General features: G+C 62.3%; 20 protein-coding genes. 15 read left to right on the top strand and 5 right to left on the bottom strand.

Going from position 1 to position 19355, the window contains the following annotated elements; genetic code table 11:
• Nucleotides 1–210 precede the first annotated feature (210 nt).
• Nucleotides 211–372, top strand: coding sequence for a hypothetical protein (locus BKP54_RS34965; protein WP_025425608.1), 162 nt, complete (start codon nt 211–213; stop codon nt 370–372).
• 201 nt (nt 373–573) lie between these two features.
• Here the strand turns inward: BKP54_RS34965 and BKP54_RS09030 are convergent, their stop codons facing one another.
• Nucleotides 574–1380, bottom strand: coding sequence for an undecaprenyl-diphosphate phosphatase (locus tag BKP54_RS09030; RefSeq protein ID WP_025425607.1), 807 nt, complete (start codon nt 1378–1380; stop codon nt 574–576).
• 162 nt (nt 1381–1542) lie between these two features.
• Here BKP54_RS09030 and BKP54_RS09025 point away from each other — a divergent pair, with 162 nt between their 5' ends.
• From BKP54_RS09025 to BKP54_RS08980, 10 genes are all read left to right on the top strand, one after another.
• Nucleotides 1543–2235: a glutathione S-transferase family protein gene (locus tag BKP54_RS09025; protein WP_025425606.1), complete on the top strand. Its 693-nt coding sequence runs from the start codon at nt 1543–1545 to the stop codon at nt 2233–2235.
• Nucleotides 2236–2245: 10 nt separating this feature from the next.
• Entirely contained in the window at nt 2246–3418 is a 1173-nt protein-coding gene (gene queG, locus BKP54_RS09020; protein ID WP_025425605.1) for a tRNA epoxyqueuosine(34) reductase QueG, read from the top strand.
• A complete protein-coding gene (locus BKP54_RS09015) occupies nt 3406–4281 on the top strand; it encodes an SDR family oxidoreductase (RefSeq protein WP_025425604.1) in 876 nt (291 codons plus the stop codon). The genes queG and BKP54_RS09015 overlap by 13 nt, the downstream gene beginning before the upstream one ends.
• A 472-nt stretch (nt 4282–4753) precedes the next feature.
• Entirely contained in the window at nt 4754–5128 is a 375-nt protein-coding gene (locus tag BKP54_RS09010) for a septal ring lytic transglycosylase RlpA family protein (RefSeq protein WP_025425603.1), read from the top strand.
• A 148-nt stretch (nt 5129–5276) separates the two neighbouring features.
• The gene (locus BKP54_RS09005; RefSeq protein WP_025425602.1) at nt 5277–6566 is read left to right on the top strand and encodes an RsmB/NOP family class I SAM-dependent RNA methyltransferase; all 1290 of its coding nucleotides are present in this window, start codon (nt 5277–5279) and stop codon (nt 6564–6566) included.
• Nucleotides 6567–6777: 211 nt separating this feature from the next.
• The gene (locus BKP54_RS09000; RefSeq protein WP_025425601.1) at nt 6778–8058 is read left to right on the top strand and encodes an imelysin family protein; all 1281 of its coding nucleotides are present in this window, start codon (nt 6778–6780) and stop codon (nt 8056–8058) included.
• Nucleotides 8059–8107: 49 nt separating this feature from the next.
• Nucleotides 8108–9646 (top strand): di-heme oxidoredictase family protein, encoded by a 1539-nt coding sequence (locus BKP54_RS08995; protein ID WP_057212524.1) that lies wholly within the window; start codon nt 8108–8110, stop codon nt 9644–9646.
• Complete coding sequence (locus tag BKP54_RS08990; protein ID WP_025425599.1) at nt 9646–10770, top strand: imelysin family protein; 1125 nt, start codon at nt 9646–9648, stop codon at nt 10768–10770. The genes BKP54_RS08995 and BKP54_RS08990 overlap by 1 nt, the downstream gene beginning before the upstream one ends.
• A 207-nt stretch (nt 10771–10977) precedes the next feature.
• Entirely contained in the window at nt 10978–11967 is a 990-nt protein-coding gene (locus tag BKP54_RS08985; protein ID WP_025425598.1) for a magnesium transporter CorA family protein, read from the top strand.
• An 85-nt stretch (nt 11968–12052) separates the two neighbouring features.
• Nucleotides 12053–13144 carry a DUF1513 domain-containing protein gene (locus BKP54_RS08980; RefSeq protein ID WP_025425597.1) on the top strand — a complete coding sequence of 364 codons (1092 nt, stop codon included), beginning with the start codon at nt 12053–12055 and terminating at the stop codon, nt 13142–13144.
• Nucleotides 13145–13153: 9 nt separating this feature from the next.
• Here the strand turns inward: BKP54_RS08980 and BKP54_RS08975 are convergent, their stop codons facing one another.
• Nucleotides 13154–13708, bottom strand: a complete 555-nt coding sequence (locus BKP54_RS08975) for a GNAT family N-acetyltransferase (protein WP_025425596.1) — start codon at nt 13706–13708, stop codon at nt 13154–13156.
• 84 nt (nt 13709–13792) lie between these two features.
• Here BKP54_RS08975 and BKP54_RS08970 point away from each other — a divergent pair, with 84 nt between their 5' ends.
• The 4 genes from BKP54_RS08970 (at nt 13793) to guaA (ending at nt 17080) form a co-directional block, all read left to right on the top strand.
• Nucleotides 13793–14245: a TspO/MBR family protein gene (locus BKP54_RS08970; RefSeq protein ID WP_025425595.1), complete on the top strand. Its 453-nt coding sequence runs from the start codon at nt 13793–13795 to the stop codon at nt 14243–14245.
• 90 nt (nt 14246–14335) lie between these two features.
• On the top strand, nt 14336–14788 hold the full coding sequence (locus tag BKP54_RS08965; RefSeq protein ID WP_025425594.1) for a PaaI family thioesterase: 453 nt from the start codon (nt 14336–14338) through the stop codon (nt 14786–14788).
• A complete protein-coding gene (locus BKP54_RS08960) occupies nt 14785–15423 on the top strand; it encodes a 5'-methylthioadenosine/S-adenosylhomocysteine nucleosidase (RefSeq protein ID WP_025425593.1) in 639 nt (212 codons plus the stop codon). The genes BKP54_RS08965 and BKP54_RS08960 overlap by 4 nt, the downstream gene beginning before the upstream one ends.
• A gap of 94 nt (nt 15424–15517) precedes the next feature.
• Complete coding sequence (gene guaA, locus BKP54_RS08955) at nt 15518–17080, top strand: glutamine-hydrolyzing GMP synthase (protein WP_025425592.1); 1563 nt, start codon at nt 15518–15520, stop codon at nt 17078–17080.
• Nucleotides 17081–17192: 112 nt separating this feature from the next.
• On the opposite strand, the gene BKP54_RS08950 is transcribed toward guaA, so the two are convergent.
• The 3 genes from BKP54_RS08950 to BKP54_RS08940 form a co-directional block, all read right to left on the bottom strand.
• A complete protein-coding gene (locus tag BKP54_RS08950; protein WP_025425591.1) occupies nt 17193–18050 on the bottom strand; it encodes a sigma-70 family RNA polymerase sigma factor in 858 nt (285 codons plus the stop codon).
• Nucleotides 18047–18943, bottom strand: a complete 897-nt coding sequence (locus tag BKP54_RS08945; RefSeq protein WP_084814359.1) for an alpha/beta fold hydrolase — start codon at nt 18941–18943, stop codon at nt 18047–18049. The genes BKP54_RS08950 and BKP54_RS08945 overlap by 4 nt, the downstream gene beginning before the upstream one ends.
• 71 nt (nt 18944–19014) lie before the next feature.
• Complete coding sequence (locus BKP54_RS08940; RefSeq protein WP_025425589.1) at nt 19015–19329, bottom strand: EthD family reductase; 315 nt, start codon at nt 19327–19329, stop codon at nt 19015–19017.
• Between the last annotated feature and the right edge of the window lie 26 nt (nt 19330–19355).

Genomic DNA, 19355 nt, shown 5'->3' with positions numbered 1-19355 from the left:
GCCGCCGGCCCTGCCGGCGGCTTTTTTATTGTGTCATCAAGGCAACAGCGTTGCAGTTCTGCCGCAGTGACAAAAGCGAATGGCATTTACCGCAGATTCAACATGTCCTGATATTGATCAAGACATATCCAACGCATAAAAACCGCCCCGCGCCCCGATGACAGGTAAGTCTCGGCGGCGGCAGCATCACTCTCGAAAGGCATGGCGTCCATGGGCAAGTCGATCGCAATCTTTTTTGCGTCTGCGGCACTGATCATTCTGGCTGGCTCCTTCGTCGCGCCGAACACGGTCGCGAGCAGCCGCAAGGGCTGCACGCCGGCCTATGGCGTCGACCCGTGCACGACGGCGTCGATCGACCTTTCCGGCAAGTAAGCCGGCGCCCATCGGGCGATTAGCTACAAGTTTTTGGCGGGGGCCAGGGACCGCGTGCGTTTCATCTGAAACGCACGCGGTTTTATTTTTACAGCGCCGCGCGTCAAATATGACGCGCAAAGGACGCTGTATCTCTTTATATTTGCTGCATAATTTCGCCCTTAAATCGGATCGATTTAGAGAATTATGCAGTAGCTGTTCTCAACCGAGCATCCAGAGGCCGATAAGGCCGGCGGTGCCGACGACGATGCGCCAGATCGCAAATGGCGTGAAGCCGCGGCGCGAGACGAAGTCCAAGAGCGAGCGGACGACGAAGATGCCGGCGACGAACGCCGCGATGAAGCCGACGGCAATCAGTGTGAAATCGTCGAACGACAGCGCATCACGGTTCTTGTAGAGGTCGAGCGTGAAGGCGCCGAGCATCGTCGGCATGGCCAGGAAGAACGAGAACTCCGCCGCCGACCGCTTGTCCGTTCCCATCAGCAGAGCGCCGGCAATCGTCGCACCGGAGCGCGAGGTGCCGGGAATCATCGCCAGGCACTGGAACAGGCCGATCTTCAGCGCCAGCGACGGCGGATAGTCCATGACGTCGGTGTAGCGCGGCGTCAGCGGCATCCGATCGATCGCAAGCAGGATGAAGCCGCCAATGATCAGCACGACACAGATCAGGATCGGCGTTTCGAACAGCACGGTCTTGATGAAGTCATGGGCGATTGCGCCGATGATGGCGGCCGGCAGGAAGGCGAGCAGCACCGACACGACGAAGCGGCGGGCCTTGACGCTCGTCGGCAGCGCCAGTGCGATCGACAGAAGTCTTTGGAAATAGACGAGCAGGATCGCCAGGATGGCGCCGAGCTGTATCAGAACGGCAAAGGTGTTGCCCGGCGATCTGAAGCCGAGGAAGTGCCCGGCGAGGAGCACATGCGCCGTCGAAGACACGGGGATGAACTCCGTCAATCCCTCGATGAGACCGAGGACGAGCGCGCTGATGATCGATTGATCCGCCATATATAAGATTTTCCTGACAAGTTTTGGAGTGGGAGGAAAAGGCTGATTCGCTTGTGTTTGCCACCACAAGTTCCTATAGCTTTTTCTGATGAGCCGTGGCCAGACGCATGCGCCGCCACGCTGACGTTCCCTGAAAAAAGACCATAAGAAGCCAGATCATCGATGCCGACACTGTACCATCACCCCATGTCCTCCGCTTCGCGGTTCGTGCGCCTGATCCTTTCGGAATACGGCTACCAGACGGAATTGACCGAGGAACAGCCCTGGGAAAACCGGCGAGACTTTCTGACGCTGAATCCGGCGGGCACGTTACCGGTCTATGTTGACGACAGTATGAGGGCGCTTTGTGGCGCCACGATCATCTCGGAATATCTCGACGAGACGAACGGCATCATGAAGCGGGATCGGCGGCTTCTGGCGGAAGATCCGTTCCAGCGCGCCGAAATCCGCCGGCTGGCCGAATGGTTCCTTCACAAGATGGAAGCCGACGTGACGCGCCCCTTGGTGCGCGAGCGCATCTTCAAACTGCAGATGACGCCGGACCAGGGCGGCGGCGCACCTGACAGCAAGGTGCTGCGCACCTCGCGCGCCAATATCCGCCAGCACATGAAGTACCTGTCGTGGCTTGCCGGGTCGCGGCCCTGGCTTGCAGGCGACCGGATCTCCTATGCCGACCTTGCGGCGGCCGCGACGGTTTCGGTGCTCGACTATCTCGGCGAGATCGACTGGTCGGACGCGCCGACCGCCAAGGAATGGTATCAGCGGCTGAAGTCCCGCCCCTCCTTCCGCCCGCTGCTCTCCGAGCGCGTGCGCGGTATCACACCGGTTCCGCATTATGCGGATCTCGATTTCTGAGGATAGTGCCGTGCCCGGCAGTGCTGCCAAGGCTGAAAACCAGGAGCGACGGCGGCAGAAGCTGACGGAATTCCTGAAGGCCGAGGCGGCCGACAAGGGCTTCGACGTCTGTCGCATCACCCGGCCCGATGCCATACCGGAGGCGCCGGCGCGGCTCGTGGAATTCCTCGACGAGGGCTTCCACGGCACGATGGAATGGCTGGCCGAAACGGCGGAGCGCCGCTCCGATCCGCGAACCCTCTGGAGCAACGTGCGCTCGGTCGTCATGTTCGGAATGAACTACGGCCCGGAGGAAGACCCGCGCGGCATCCTCGACCAGCCGGATCGCGGTGCGATCTCCGTCTATGCCCAGAACCGCGACTATCACGATATCATCAAGGGCCGCCTGAAAGAGGTCGCGACCCGCTTTGCGGCACGTGCCGGCGAAGACGTGAAGGTGTTCGTCGACACGGCACCGGTGATGGAAAAGCCGCTCGCCGAAAAGGCAGGCATCGGCTGGCAAGGCAAACACACCAATCTCGTCAGCCGCGAGTTCGGCTCCTGGCTGTTTCTCGGCAGCCTGTTCACCACGGCGGAACTTGCCTTCGACGCCGCCGAGCGCGACCATTGCGGCTCCTGTCGTGCCTGTGTCAACGCCTGTCCCACCGCTGCCTTCCCCGCCCCCTACCGCATCGACGCGCGGCGCTGCATTTCCTACCTGACAATCGAGCACAAGGGGCCGATCGACCCGACGCTGCGTCCGCTGATCGGCAATCGCATCTATGGCTGCGACGACTGTCTTGCCGCCTGCCCCTGGAACAAGTTCGCGCAGCAGGCGTCGGAGATGAAACTGAAGGCGCGCGATGACCTGAAGGCGCCGTCGCTCGCCTTTCTCCTGACCCTCGACGACCCGACATTTAGGACCTTCTTCTCGGGCTCGCCGGTCAAACGCATCGGGCGTGACCGCTTCGTCAGAAATGTCTTGATCGCAGCGGGCAATTCCGGCGATGACAGCCTGGTCGCAGCCTGCAAGACGTTGACCAGCGATACCTCCCCGATGGTGAGGGCGATGGCGGTGTGGGCTTTGTCACTATTGATCTCGCCCGATGCGCTTGCGGCCCATGAGAGGCAATGCGGTGCGGAGAGCGACGAAGAAGTGTTGTCCGAATGGCAAATGGCGGGAGTAAGCCGATGCATGTCCTGATTCTTGGCGCCGGTTATTCCGGCATGGCGATCGCGCGCGCACTGGCCGACAAGGCCGATAGCGTCACTGGTACGACCCGCAGTGCGGAAAAGGCTGCCAAACTCGCAAAAGCGGGCATCCGCCCGATCGTCTTCGACGGCGATACGGTTTCCGACGAACTGGCAGACGCCTTGCGGCAGGCGACCCATCTGATCCAGTCGATCGCTCCCGGCCGCGACGGCGACCCGATGTTCCGCCCCGGCAGCACCGACCTCGCCACGCTTGCCCCTGCCCTTCGCTGGATCGGCTATCTCTCCACCGTCGGCGTCTATGGCGACCATGGCGGTCAGTGGGTGACGGAAGACATGTTGTCCAAACCGGTCTCGGCGCGCTCGGTGGAGCGAGTCGAGGCGGAAGACGCCTGGCTTGCCTTCGGCGCCAAACACGCTGTTCCCGTCGCTGTGCTACGGCTTTCCGGCATTTACGGCCCCGGACGCAACGCCTTCTGCAATCTCGCCAACGGCACGGCCCGCCGGCTGATCAAGCCCGGCCAGGTGTTCAATCGCATTCGTGTGGAAGATATCGGCGCTGCCACATCCTACCTCTCCGAAAGACTTCAGGGTGGGATCTTCAACATCACCGACAACGAGCCGGCACCACCGCAGGATATCGTTGCCGAGGCCGCGCGGCTGATGGGCGTCGAGCCGCCGCCCGAGATGCCGTTCGAAACCGCCGAGCTTTCGCCGATGGCCCGATCCTTCTATGGCGAAAACAAGCGCGTTTCGAATGCACGCCTGCGGGAAACCGGCTTCGAACTCGCCTATCCCGATTATCGCGTCTCGCTTGCGCAAATGTGGCAGACGGACAGCTGGCGCGGCCAATGAACAATTGCTGCGCGAACCAGTCAAAATATTCCGTTCGCAATGGAACATTGTCGATAGCATGATCGTTAGTAATGGTGATCTCACGGAGGCGCTTAATTGTGACCTTCGTGAGATATTCATTCTATACTCGGCGAATTGAATGCAACCACAGCGGTAGTGACGCATTTTTGACCATCCGGATTCCGGACGATTCGTTCAATTCGAAATTTTTAATGATTTTTTTCGTTAAGCCGATATCTCGGCTCGCGTGCGCGCCGCATTTAGCGTTCAACCGCTGATTCCAAAGAACTTCCGGGTTCCATTTAAACTATTTCAAACAATCTTCGTTTTTTAATTTTCGTCCTTTTTTAATAGATCCTAATAAAACGTAAATGGTTGAAGCACGTTTTCGCCATTTTTCGCCCCAATTAGCGATCTTCGACAGAATTAACCAAGAGCTCCAGCCCAAGAGCTCTAACCGAGGGTCGCCAGTTTGACGCCAGCGAAAATCAAGACTGTTGCTGCGGCAGCGCTGTTCACCGCCGGGATCGGCCTCGGTTCCGTTTCCGACAGCCAGGCAGCAGGCGCCGGCTGCGGCGGTGCTTCCTGGTATGCGCTGACCTCCAAGACGGCTTCCGGCGAACGTATGAACGCCGCCCGCCTCACCGCCGCCCATCGCAGTCTGAAATTCGGCACCAAGGTGCAGGTCACCAACAAGCGCAACGGCAAGAGTGTAATCGTTCGCATCAACGATCGTGGCCCGTTCATCCGTGGCCGTGTGATCGATCTTTCCAAAGCAGCCGCCTCGCAGATCGGCATGATCAGCTCCGGCCACGCCAGCATCTGTTATCGCGTCGTCAATTCCTGATCGTAAAATACTTCCGTCCGGCATCCGATCCGGGCGGTTCTGCTTTGAGAAGTACTGTTCCTCGCCACTTCCCCGCGTTTAATCCCGGCCAGCGTCTTGCTCTTCGATGCCATCGCCGCTACCACGGCGAAAAAGGAGTTGATCGAAGATGCGATTGGGCGGCAGGCTCGCTGGAGCCATTGAGGTTCTTGAGGACATCGAAAAGCGGAAGCGCCCGGTCGCCGACGCACTCAAGGACTGGGGCCTTTCCCATCGCTTCGCCGGCTCCGGCGATCGATCGGCGATCGGCAACATCGTCTATGACGCGCTTCGCATGAAGCTCTCCCACGCCTACCTGATGGACAGCGACAGCGCCGCCGCTCTCGGCCACGCCGTGATGTACCGCCAGTGGGGCTTTTCCCCCGAAGCGCTGGCGGCCGAACTCGATGGCGACAAATTCGCACCCGAGATGCCGTCCGCCGACATGGCGCAGGCCTTCGCGACGCGCCGCCTCGATGATGCCGCGCCCCACATCCAGGGCGACATTCCCGAATGGGTGCAGGCATCCTTCGAGGAAAACTTCTCCGAGGATTGGCTCGACGAAGCCAAGGCGCTCGCCGGGCGTCCGACGCTCGATCTGCGCGCCAACACGCTCAAGTCGACCCGGGACAAGGTGCTGAAGGCGCTGGAGCGCAGCGGCGCTGAAGCCGCAACGATCGCCCGCAACGGTATTCGTATTCCCGCCGGCGAAGGCGCCTCGCGCCTGCCGAACGTCACCGCCGAGCTTTCCTTCCAGAAAGGCTGGTTCGAAGTCCAGGACGAGGGATCGCAGATCGTCGCCGATCTCGCCTTCCCGCAGGAAGGCGAACAGGTGCTCGACTATTGCGCCGGCGGCGGCGGCAAGACGCTCGCCATGTCGGCTGCGATGAACAACAAGGGCCAGGTGCACGCCTACGACACCGACCGCAAGCGCCTGGCGCCGATCATCGAACGGCTGAAGCGCGCTGGAACGCGCAATGTCCAGGTACACGATTCCGCCGACAGCCTGGCGCCGCTTGCCGGCCGTTTCGATCGGGTTCTCGTCGATGCGCCTTGCACCGGCACCGGAACGTGGCGTCGCCGCCCCGACACCAAGTGGCGGCTCAACCAGAAGAACCTCGAAGAGCGGATCTCCCAGCAGGAAGAAGCGCTGGCAAGTGCTGCGCAGTTCGTGCGGCCGGGCGGACACCTGATCTACGTCACCTGCTCGGTGCTTCCCGAGGAGAACGAGGCGCAAGTCTACGGCTTCTGCGAAGACAATCCGGAATTCGAGATCCTGTCGGCCGCCGACATCTGGGCCGGGCTATTCGGTACCGACAAGCCGCAGCCATGGTCCGCCGACATGAAGACGGTGACGCTGACGCCGGCTTCCACCGGCACCGACGGCTTCTTCTTCTGCCTGATGCAGCGCAAGGCCTGAGCGCCTCGCCGGCGGCTTCGACACTGCGCCAAACCGCCGGCATCAGATTGAAAACGTTCTAAACTATACACTTTGACACCAGTTTACTTTTGGTTCATGACAATCAAGCTCCGGCGGGTCGGCGGGGGATTTTCCACGACCCATTGCCGAGCAATGACGCCGTCCCGCGGTGTCCGTTCCGGTCACGCCGGGAGAAGAACAGGAGAGGGTCATGACCAAGAATTTCATCCGCGCCGCGGCGCTGGCGCTCATGACGGCAACGTCGACGCTGGCCCTGCAGCCGGCGCAGGCCGCCACCGATGCGGCCGCCGTTGTAAAGCACTACACCGTCGTCGCGCACGCCAAGTTCGAAGATGCGCTGATCACCGCTGAGGCGCTCGACAAGGCAATCGACGCGCTGATCGCGACCCCCAGCGAAGCAACGCTGAAGGCGGCGCGCGAAGCCTGGCTCAAGGCCCGCCACCCCTACCAGGAAACGGAAGTCTACCGCTTCGGCAACGCCATCGTTGACGAGTGGGAAGGCAAGGTCAACGCCTGGCCGCTGGACGAAGGCCTGATCGACTATGTCGATCCGAGCTACGGCAGCGAGAGCGACGAGAACGGTCTCTTCACCGCCAACGTGATCGCCAACAAGACGATCAAGATCGACGGCAAGGATGTCGACGCCACCAACATCACGCCGGAACTGCTGGCGGGTACCCTACAGGAAGCAGGCGGCATCGAGGCGAACGTCGCCACGGGCTATCACGCCATCGAATTCCTGCTCTGGGGCCAGGACCTGAACGGCACCAAGGCTGGCGCCGGCAACCGCCCCTACACGGATTACGACACCAAGGCCTGCACCGGCGGCAATTGCGATCGGCGTGGCGCCTATTTGAAGGCTGCATCCGAACTGCTCGTTTCGGACCTGAAGGAAATGGTTGCCAACTGGACGCCGGATGGCGCGGCGACCAAGGCCGTCGAAGCCGATCCGAAGGCTGGCCTGACCGCCATCCTGACCGGCATGGGATCGCTCTCCTATGGCGAGCTTGCAGGCGAGCGCATGAAGCTCGGCATCCTGCTGCATGACCCGGAAGAAGAGCACGACTGCTTCTCCGACAACACCCACAACTCGCACCTGCACGACGCGATCGGCATCCAGTCGGCCTATACCGGCGAATATACCCGCGTCGACGGCACCAAGCTGACCGGCGCCTCGCTTTCCGAACTCGTTGCCACCAAGGACGCGGCACTCGACAAGGAAATGACCAAGGATCTCGCCACCACGGTCGAGAAGATGCAGGCGATGGCCAAGCGCGCCGAAACCGTCGAGGCCTACGACCAGATGATCGGCGAAGGCAATGCCGAGGGCAACGCCACCGTCCAGGCCGCGATCGACGGCCTGATCGCCCAGGCCAAGACCGTGCAGCGCGTCATCGCGTCGCTCGACCTCGGCACGATTGAGCTTGAAGGTTCCGACAGCTTGGATAATCCTAACGCTGTTTTCCAATAAGCTGAAAAGGCGGGCCGCGCCGTTACGGACGCGGCCCGATCCTCAATCGATGAACGCATGCATTGCCCGCTCCCTTCTGCAGTCGCTCCTGGCGCTGTTTCTTGTTGCGGCGGCAGTTCAGGCGTCAGACGATACCTCCGCGCTCAAGCACAAGCGCGACGATCTCTCCGAGGCCGACCTTCGCCGCGTCGAGGCGATCACTGTGCCGGTCACGGATTTCTCCAAGGCAGAACGATACGAGGCGATGTCGGCGGGAGCCGGAACGTCGATCGCCCCGAACGATCAGGACAGCTTCACTCAGTTTTCCGCAAACTTGGCTTTCGAGGATGAAGAGGGATTCAAGCTGGGCGATGCGCTGTTCGAAAAGCTCTGGGTGTCCTCGCCCTCGTCAACCCAGGCGTCCGATGGCCTGGGGCCGCTCTACAATGCAAGGTCCTGCCTCAGCTGCCATCCGCGCGATGGGCGTGGCGGCCCGCCCGAAGGCGCCAGCGACGGCACCTCGATGCTCTACCGGCTCGCCCGGGCGCCGCGCAACGACGGCGAACGGCAGATGCTGGCGACCTACGACATGGCCAATTTCCCCGACCCGATCTACGGCGCGCAGTTGCAGGACAGGGCGGTGCCGGGGCTTGCCGCCGAAGGTCAGATGAAGATGACCTACTCCGAGCTGCCGGTCACGCTGGCGGACGGCGAACTGGTCTTCCTGCGCAAGCCGACCTATGCGGTGCGCGATCTCGCCTACGGCGCCCTTGATCCGACAACGACGCTTTCGCCGCGGGTGGCGCCGCAGATGATCGGATTGGGACTGATCGAGGCGATCCATGAGGCGGATATCCTTTCCCGTGCAGACCCTGATGACGCCGACGGCGACGGCATCAGCGGGCGCGCCTCGCTGGTTCGCGATCGCGCGACCGGAGAAATTGCGCTTGGTCGCTTTGGCTGGAAGGCACAGACCCCGACGGTGCGCCAGCAGACGGCGGATGCCTTCGCCGCCGATATCGGCCTTTCGACCCCGGATCTCGACCGCAGTTTTGGCGACTGCACCGAAGGGCAAACGGCCTGCCTCGGCCTGCCGACCGGCGTCCAGGCGCGTCTCGGCGCGGTCGAGGCTCCGGACCCGGTGCTGGGACTGGTCACCTTCTACTCGGCCAATCTGGCCGTTCCGGCGCGGCGCAAGGCGAGCTTTCCAAAAACCCTGCGCGGCAAGGAGATCTTCTACCAGAGCGGCTGCGCTTCCTGCCACACCCCGAAATACGTGACGCGTCGCGACGCTGCCCACAAGGCACAGGCGTTCCAGCTGATCTGGCCCTATTCCGACTTCCTGCTCCATGACATGGGAGACGGCCTTGCCGATGGCCAGACCGTAGGTATCGCCAATGGCCGCGAATGGCGCACGCCGCCGCTCTGGGGCATCGGACTGACGAAGGCGGTGAGCGGCCATACGTTCCTGCTGCACGACGGGCGGGCCCGCAATTTTACCGAAGCCATTCTGTGGCATGGTGGAGAGGGCGAAAAAGCGCGAGACGCCTTTGCCGCGCTTTCCACACGTGACCGCCGTGACCTCCTCGCATTCCTGGAGTCTCTTTGATGTCTCATATGCCTTCGCTTGCCCTCGGCCTTTGCCTGGCCGCTCTGTCCCTGCCGGCCATGGCGCAGGAGGGAAGCGCGCTGTCGCCCCGTGTCGTCAACGAGGCTGCCGTGCCAGCCGTGATGGCTAGGGCGGTCGACGATTTCATTATCCCCGGCTACCGCAACCTGTCGGACAAGACCGCGCTGCTGACGAAGGCGTCGGCCGCCCTTTGCGAGGTCCCGTCGGCGGCATCGCAGGAGAAAGCGCAAGAAGCATTTTCCGACCTGGTACAGGCCTGGTCGACGGTCGAAATCATCCGTTTGGGGCCGGCGCTCGAGCAGAACCGCTTCGAGCGCTTCCTGTTCTACCCCGACCGCAAGAGCACGGGCCTGAAACAGGTGCAGGCCATTCTTGCCAAGGGCGACGAGACGGCGACCGACGTCGCATCGCTCAAGGGCAAGAGCGTCGCGGCGCAAGGACTGGGCGCACTGGAATACGTGCTCTACGGCAATGGCTCCGATGTGCTGGCGAGCAAGGACGGCGATTTCCGTTGCCGCTACGGCGTGGCGATCTCGCAGAACCTCGACGCCATCGCCAACGAGTTCCTGGCGGAGTGGCAAAAGCCTGAGGGCATCCAGGCCGCCTGGAAAAAGCCGGGCCCTGGAAATCCTCAATTTCGCGACAGCAAGGAGGCGGCAACCGAGCTGCTCGGCATTTTCGTGCACGGCGTCGAGATGGTGAAGGACCAGCGGCTGAAGCCGTTCTATGCCGGAACCGTCGACGGCAAGCAGGACAAGGGACATCCGAAGTCGGCGATCTACTGGCGGTCGGAAAACACCATGCCCTCGATCGCCGCCAACTTCCGCGGCCTGCATACCCTGTTCAAGGTGGCCGACATGGAAAGCCTGCTTCCGAACGACAGCCGCTCGGTCGCCGGGTCGGCAGACTTCGTCTTCAAGTCGGTCATCGGCATCTCGCAGACCATCGACGGTCCGATCGGCGAGGCGATCGCCGATGACAAGAGCCGGGCCAAGCTCGATTTTCTCACGCTCAACACCGCCGATCTTCTCGACCGGCTGAACAAGGATTTCGGCGGTGCCATCGGCCTTGGCGCCGGCTTCTCCTTTGCCGACGGCGACTGAGCAGACAGCCCTTAGCCGAGGCTGTTGACAATCCCCCCGTTTGGGCGCAAAGCGCTCCCGTGTCCGCTCTCGCGGCCACGTTTCACCACAAGGATCAACTTGCAATGAACCCCGACAGTCGAAGTCGAGCCTTCATGCTCACGACCGCTCGGTCCTGATTGATCAGGGCTTCGTGGCGGTCGGATGACTCGCCCTATGGAGCCCAAAATGCTGCGCATCTACAAAAGCCAGAACAGCCATCTCGTGCTCGTCGACATGCTCGACGGCCTTGCCTCTCCGACGCCGGTCATCTGGTTCGACCTGCTCAATCCGTCCGTGGAGGAGACCCGGCTGGTCGAAGGCCAACTCGGCATCGAAATCCCGACCCGGGACGAGATGCAGGAAATCGAGCTGTCCGACCGGCTCTACCAGGAAGACGGCGCGCAGTTCATGACCATGACGGCCGTTGCCAAGCTCGACAGCGACTACCCGGTCAAGGTTCCCGTGACCTTCATCGTCAAGGGCGTGACGCTCGTGACCGTACGCCACGCCGACCCGAAGCCGTTCCAGACCTATGCCAACCGGCTGCAGAAGGCCAACGGCCAAGGCTGCGAAACTGGCGAACTGGCGATGCTGGGGCTTCTCGAAGCGATGATCGACCGCACCGCCGACGCACTCGAGCGGGCCGGCAGCGAGGTCGACGGTATTTCGCGTGAAGTGTTCCGCAAGACCAATGCCAGCGCCACCAAGAAGACACGCGACTTGCAGTCGCTGATCGAGCAGATCGGCCAGAAGGGTGACCTTCTGACGATCATTCGCGAAAGCCTGGTCAGCATCGGTCGGCTGGTCGCCTATCACGTGGCGCTCGAAGGCATCGGTCCGCGCAAGGCGGCCAAGGAAAGCCGGCAGCGGATCAAGTTGATCCAGCGCGATGCGACATCGCTCGGCGACCACGCGCTGTTCCTGTCGAACAAGATCAACTTCTTGCTCGACGCGACGCTCGGCCTGATCAATCTGGAGCAGAACCAGATCATCAAGATATTCTCGGTCGCTGCCGTCGTGTTCCTGCCGCCGACACTGGTCGCCTCGATCTACGGCATGAACTTCGAGGTCATGCCCGAGCTGCAGTGGCAGTTCGGATATCCCTATGCCCTGGCGCTGATGGTGCTTTCGGCGATCGTGCCGTTCCTCTACTTCAAGCGGCGGGGCTGGCTCTGACAGAGTCATCTGCTACATCGTAGCGACAAGGATCGGCGGCGGAATTCCGGTGCCGGTCCGATAAGATGGCAGGCGAGGAATGGCCATGCGCGCCACCACGGGTCTGATCGACCGTCGCAATTTCATCAAGATGGCCGGCGCCGCCTGGGTGGCGACGCTCGGCGCTCGCGGCGCCTTTGCGCTCGAGCGCGCCGACGCGGTCTTTGCCTCCGCTTTCATGGCGCCGGACGGAAGCTATGGCGTTGCCACACTGACCGAGGCCGGCGAGATCGTCGAGCGCACGGCGCTTCCGGCACGCGCCCACGGCATGGCCCATTCAGCCGCCAGCAAACGGACGGTGGCGTTTTCCCGCCGCCCCGGCACCTATGCGATGATCCTTGCGACCGACGGCAGCGCCGAGCCGGTGGTCATCGCGGCCGCCGAGGGCCGGCACTTCTATGGCCATGGCTGCTTTTCTGCCGATGGCCGCCTGCTCTACGCCACCGAAAACGACTTTGCCGCCAATCGCGGCATGATCGGCATCTACGACGGCAGCCGACATTTTGCCCGCATCGGCGAGTTCCCGACCTATGGCATCGGCCCGCATGACATGACGCTTTCCGCCGATGGACGGATGCTGGCCATCGCCAATGGCGGCATCGAGACTCATCCGGATTTCGGCCGCACCAAGCTCAATCTCGACCATATGGAACCGAGCCTGACACTGGTCGACACCGAGACCGGCGCGCTGATCCAAAAACACATACTGCCGGGCGAACTCAACCGTCTCTCCACCCGCCACGTCGATATCGGCCCGAAGGGCGAAATCTGGTTTGCCTGCCAATACGAAGGTGCGCGCGACGACCTGCCGCCGCTCGTCGGCCATTTTTCCCATGGCGAAGATCTCGCCTTCGTGTCGCTGCCCGAAAGCACGACCGAGGCCTTGGCCAATTATGTCGGCGCCATAGCCGTCAACCGCCAGGAGGGATTGATCGGCCTCACCTCGCCCAAGGGTGGCGTTGCCGTGACGCTCGATGCCCGCACGGGTGCGGTGTTGAGGCAAGAGCGCGTGACCGACGCCGCCGGTGTCGCGGCGGCCGAGCATGGTTTTGCCGTGTCGTCCTATGACGGCCGCTTCAAGGACCGTCAAAGCCGTGTCGCCTGGGACCAGCATATCGTCCGGCTCGGCCGGGACTGACGGCCCACGTCACGCGGAGAAGCGACCCTCGCCGGCCAGCTTTGCCAAATTGTCCCATCGATAGGCGGTCTGATCGTGGTTCTCACCGCCGAGGCTGACCTGGCCCTGGCCGACGGCGACCGCCCCCAGGCGTTCGTAAAACGCTCGGTTCGGATTGCTGGAAAGCACCCAGGCAAACAGCGACGCGCCGCCCAGCTCCCGGCAGTGGGCCGCGACGCTGCGCACGAGCGCCGAGCCGATGCCGGCCCCTTGAAACTCCTTGAGGATATAAAGCGCATAGAGTTCGCGGTCGAAGCGCGGCGGCATCGAGCGGGCCTTTCCATAATTGGCAAAGCCGATCACCCGGTTCGTGCTCATGTCGACCGCGACCAGGTGGAAAACGTCGACAACGCGCATGCGCCGGGCATGGCGCAACGCCTGTTCCTCGATGCTCATGGCATCGAGGAAGGCATCGGAAATCAGCCCGCGAAACGTCGATCGCCAGGTTTCGACGATGACGGAAGCGATCATCATGATGTCATCAGGACCGGCCGGCCGGATGTCGATGCGTCGGAAGCTTTTCATGGCAGAGATATAGGTGGCGCATGGTCGCTTCGAAACAGCAGCCCCCGCTGGAAAGCGCATCAGGGCACTCTATCTGTCGACGCCATGAACAGACCCCTCGTCTACACAGTCTTCATCGCTGCCGTTCTCGGTCTCGGGCTTCTCATCGGCTACAACAACATCCCCGGCGAATGGTACCAGTCACTGGCAAAGCCGGTCTTCAATCCACCCAACTGGATCTTCGCCCCGGTCTGGTCGGTGCTCTACGTGATGATCGGCATCGTCGGCGCCCGGCTGTTTCTTGACCATCGCCGTACCGCCGCGATGCGATTGTGGCTCGCGCAGATGATCTTCAACTTCCTGTGGTCGCCGCTGTTCTTCGGCCTGCAGGACATCGCGTCGGCACTGATTGTCATCATCGCGCTGCTGATCGCAGTCGCCGGTGTCATCGTCGCAAGCTGGCAAAGAGACCGCGCTTCGGCCTTGCTCTTCCTGCCCTATCTCGCCTGGGTGGCATTCGCGACCGTACTCAACGGCTCGATTTTCCTCATGAATTGAGCTTGTCGCACTGGTGCGGCCGTGCCACTGTCCGTCGATCGATATGGGAGGCAATCGGGCCTGCCGCGACAGCCAGGGCCGTACAGACTGATGGACGACAGCGATCCCCCAGATTTCCGCAGGCGCATAAGGGAAAGCTTCGCACGGCAGGCGGCCATGGAAACGATCGGCGCAGAACTGACGCTGGTCGAGCAGGGTACCGTCGAGATCGAGCTGCCCTTTGACGAAAAGCTGACGCAGCAGCACGGCTTCCTGCATGCGGGCGTGATCTCCGCCGCGCTCGATTCGGCCGGCACCTATGCCGCCTATTCCGTCATCGACCCCGACGCCTCTATCCTGACGATCGAATTCAAGGTCAACCTGCTGTCGCCGGGGCGCGGCGAGCGCTTCCTGTTTCGCGGCGAGGTCACCAAGCCCGGCACGACGATCATCGTCTCCGACGGGCGCGGCTACGCCATCCGCTCGGACGGGCCGGCCAAGCTGATCGCCTCGATGACCGGCACGATGATGGTCATCCGCGGACGCGAGGGTATCGAAGGATGAAGGTCGAAATGAAGGACGTCGCCGGCCGCAAGGTTCTCTATGTCATGGCTGTCGATGCCGAGTACGGTCCTCATCTCAAGGCACGGATCGCGCCGCTGATGACCGGCGTCGGACCGGTCGAGGCCGCAGTCACGCTGACGAAGACGCTGGCAGGCCTTGCCTCCAAAGACACTCTGCCTGATCTCGTCGTCTCGCTCGGTTCGGCGGGTGCGGCCAAGCTTGAACAGACCGAAGTCTATCAGGCGACATCGGTCGGCTACCGCGACATGGACGCCTCGGTGCTCGGTTTCGAGAAAGGCGCGACGCCGTTTCTCGACCTTCCCGCCGTCGTTTCGCTGCCGCTGCGCATTCCTGGGATCAAGGAGGCCCGGCTTTCGACCGGCGCCAACATCGTCTCCGGCACCGCCTATGACGGCATCGACGCCGACATGGTGGAAATGGAGACCTATGCGGTGCTACGCGCCTGCCAGTCTTTCGGCGTGCCGCTCATCGCGCTTCGCGGCATTTCCGACGGTAAGGCGGAACTCAAGCACGTCAACGACTGGACGGAATATCTAGATGTCATCGACGAGAAGCTCGCCGGCGTCATCGACAGGCTTGAGACAGCGATCGGCACGGGCGAAATCCGGCTCTGAAAGCCCGGAATTGTCGGGGTGCAATCTAATCGTTGCGCAGAGGACGGGCTTTGATTAAAGGCTCGCCATGATCAAGCTTGTTTGAAGGCCCGACATGACCCAGACAGCCCATCCCGACACCGTTCTCATCGTCGATTTCGGCAGCCAGGTGACGCAGCTCATCGCCCGGCGCGTGCGCGAATCCGGTGTTTATTGCGAAATCGTGCCGTTCCAGTCGGCGGACGAAGGTTTTCAGCGGCTAAAGCCGAAGGCCGTCATCCTCTCCGGCAGCCCGGCTTCCACCCTCGACATCGGCTCGCCGCGCGCGCCTTCGATGATCTTCGATTCCGGCCTGCCGGTCTTCGGCATCTGTTACGGCCAGCAAACCATGTGCGCCCAGCTGGGCGGCAAGGTCGAGAGCGGCCATCACCGCGAATTCGGCCGCGCCTTCCTCGAAGTCGAGAAGGACTGCGCGCTGTTCGACGGCGTCTGGTCGCTCGGCTCGCGCCACCAGGTCTGGATGTCGCATGGCGACCGCGTCACGGCGATCCCCGAAGGCTTCGAGGTCGTGGCGACATCCGCCAACGCCCCCTTTGCCTTCATTGCCGACGAGAAGCGCAAGTACTACGCCGTGCAGTTCCACCCGGAAGTGGTGCACACGCCCGACGGCGCCAAGCTGATCGCCAACTTCGTGCACAAGATCGCCGGCATCAAGGGCGACTGGTCGATGTCGGCCTACCGCGCCAAGGCCGTGGACGCGATCCGCAAACAGGTCGGCGACAAGAAGGTGATCTGCGCGCTTTCCGGCGGCGTCGACAGCTCGGTCGCAGCGCTCCTGATCCACGAGGCAGTCGGCGACCAGCTGACCTGCATCCTCGTCGACCATGGCCTGATGCGCAAGGACGAGGCGAAGAACGTCGTCGCCATGTTTGAAGAGCACTATAATCTGCACCTGCTGCACGTCGACGCTTCCGACCGCTTCATCGGCGAACTGGAAGGCCAAAGCGATCCGGAAACCAAGCGCAAGATCATCGGCCGCCTGTTCATCGAGGTGTTCGAGGAAGAGGCAAAGAAGCTCGGCGGCGCGGATTTCCTTGCCCAGGGCACGCTTTATCCCGACGTCATCGAAAGCGTTTCCTTCACCGGCGGCCCGTCGGTGACGATCAAGTCGCACCACAATGTCGGCGGCCTGCCGGAACGCATGAACATGCAGCTGGTCGAGCCGCTGCGCGAGCTGTTCAAGGACGAAGTCCGGGTGCTCGGCCGCGAACTCGGCCTGCCCGACAGCTTCATCGGCCGCCACCCGTTCCCCGGACCGGGCCTTGCCATCCGTTGCCCTGGTGGCATCAGCCGCGAGAAGCTCGAGATCCTGCGCGAAGCCGACGCGATCTATCTCGACGAAATCCGCAAGGCCGGCCTCTACGACGCCATCTGGCAGGCGTTTGCCGTGCTGCTGCCGGTCCAGACCGTCGGCGTCATGGGCGACGGCCGCACTTACGAGTTCGTCTGTGCGCTGCGGGCCGTCACCTCGGTCGACGGCATGACCGCCGACTTCTACCACTACGACATGGAATTCCTCGGCCGTGCGGCAACGCGCATCATCAACGAGGTCCGTGGCATCAACCGCGTGGTCTACGACGTCACGTCGAAGCCGCCCGGCACGATCGAGTGGGAATAACGGGCAATCGGCGGCAATAGCGTAGCTTTGGGCGGCGATTTTCTCGCCCGCGCTGCTGCCAGCCGTCTATTCCTCACGTGCGCCGAGCGCCATGATGGCGCTGTCCGGTCGATTAGTCCAACCGCACCCAATCGATGGCTTCGAGCACATACGGCGCGAACAGGAAGTCCCGGATCTGGATGATCCGGCTTTCCGACCAGCCGATCAGGACGAAATGTGCAGGCCGTTCCGTCGAGCCGGTGCTGTCGAACACCAGCATGGCCGGCTGTCCTTCAACCGCGCCGAAGGCGAACCGCCACTTCGTCACTTCGCCATAGCGGGTAAAATAGTGGCCGATCCTGTCGCGTCCTTCGAGTTGCAGCCGGTTTACCAGATCGAGCTTCACGTCATCGGCGAGCATGGCGCGAATTGCGTCGAAATCACCGCTCTGAAAGAGACGGACATAGGCGGTCATCTTCCGCCGGTCCGGCTCTGACATCAGCGGCAGCCTGATATCGTCGGGTGCCTGCGCAAGTTCCCGGAGTGCAACGCGCCCGCGCTGTAGCGCCGATTTGGCGGCGGCGGGCGAGCAGCCCGCGATCCCGGCGATCTCGTCGATCGAATGACCCAGGACATCCTTGAGGATCACCGCGCAGCGCTGAAGTTCAGGCAGCCGCAGAAACGTCTGGAAGCTGAACGCGACGATTTCCGCCTCAGGGATGGGCGCCGCCTCGACGTCTTCGGTGAGCGAGACGACCGTGTTGCGCGACCGCTCGCGCAGGAAATCGAGGCTCGTGTTGTGGGCGATGCGAAACAGCCAGCCCTCGAGACTATCGACCTCGACTCCTTGGGCTCGTGCGTTGAGCGCCTTGACGAGCGTATCCTGCAAGACATCCTCGCCATTGACCGCCGATCCCGTCATGCGCGCGCAGTAGCGATGAAGGCGTGGTCTGAGCGCATTCAGACGGTCCTCGAAATGGTCGGTATTCATGCACCAAGACCTCCGGCGCTTGCCCGCTCCGCCTGGGACTGGGCGCTGATTTCGATCAGTATCTTCGACAGCTTGGCCGGTTGTGACAGGAATGGCGAGTGGCTGGTCTCCAAAGTGTGGGTCGTCGTCTTGCCGCCGATGGCAACGTCTACGGTCGCAATCATGTGATCCTGACCGGCCAACGGAACCGCGCGGTCCTGTGTGGTGCGGATGTAGTGGCGCGGCACGGTGCCAAATCCTTCCGGCGTAATGGCCGATGGAGCCACGGCGCCGGCATTCGATTCGTCGTAGTGAAGATGCAGCGCCGCCTGCGCGAATTCCACCTCCGGCACGTCGCCATAAAACGAAGCCCTGAGAAGCGATCGATAGGCGACGTCTGTCGATCGCGGATTGATCCTTGTCGCACCGATGCCGACGGGGTCGCCCACGAACAACCCGGGCGACAGGGCCGAAGACATGGTTTCGTGTTGCAGCATCGCCAGCAACGGCATGCCGTTCGGCACCATGAACCCGGCGATATAAACGACTGCGAGAAGCTGGTCCGGAACCCTTTCGGCGACCGCCGAAATCGTCATCCCGCCGGCCGAGTGCCCGACCAGGATGACCTTGCCGCCGCCGAGGGCCGCGGCCTCTTTTACCAGCTCGACAACCGCTTCCGTCCGCTCCAGCTGCGTAATGCCGGCGCTGGGTGACGGCTCCGTGGCAAAAGCAATGGGGTCGAACGGACGAAGGCCGAGCGACGGTGGGGCTATGGCATTGACCCCCGCGCCGGGAAGGTCGAGCGTCAAGGCCGAAAAGCCATTGGCTTCAAGTATCGGCGTCACCTTGTCCCATGTCGAGCGGTCGTGCCAACCGCCATGGATCAGGACAAAAACTGCTTTGGTCACTGCCATTCCCTCAGTCCCCTTTACTCTGACCTTACGATATTTGCGGCCTGTGCAAGCGGCCAACTGCCAGCGTCGGTTCAAACTTCCCTGTCGTCGAAAAGGAACATTTCAACACCAGAGTCGTCAGGCGCAAAAAGTCGTCGATCCGCCGCAGCGGCCTGACCTTCCGGGCTTGCAAACGCCTTGTTGATCGCCGCAAGGTCGTCGAAATGCAGCGTTCCAATGCGATGAATTTTGGACGTTCCGACTGGCCTTGCGATCGGGCCGTCGCTGACCTCGTATTTCCTGAGCCCAGGGATCTTCTTGGCGAGAGGCACGTGGATCTCGAAATAATGCTGGTCGAACGCCTCGACATTATCAGGTGTTGGGTAAATCACGACCATGCGGGCCATTGCGATTCCTCCGTTGTTTCGGTGTG

The organism is Ensifer sp. 1H6 (genome assembly GCF_001976035.1).
Taxonomy (GTDB): Bacteria; Pseudomonadota; Alphaproteobacteria; order Rhizobiales; family Rhizobiaceae; genus Ensifer; species Ensifer canadensis.
Note: the sequence above shows the minus strand (reverse complement) of the source record. Positions and strands in the feature narration are given on the sequence as shown.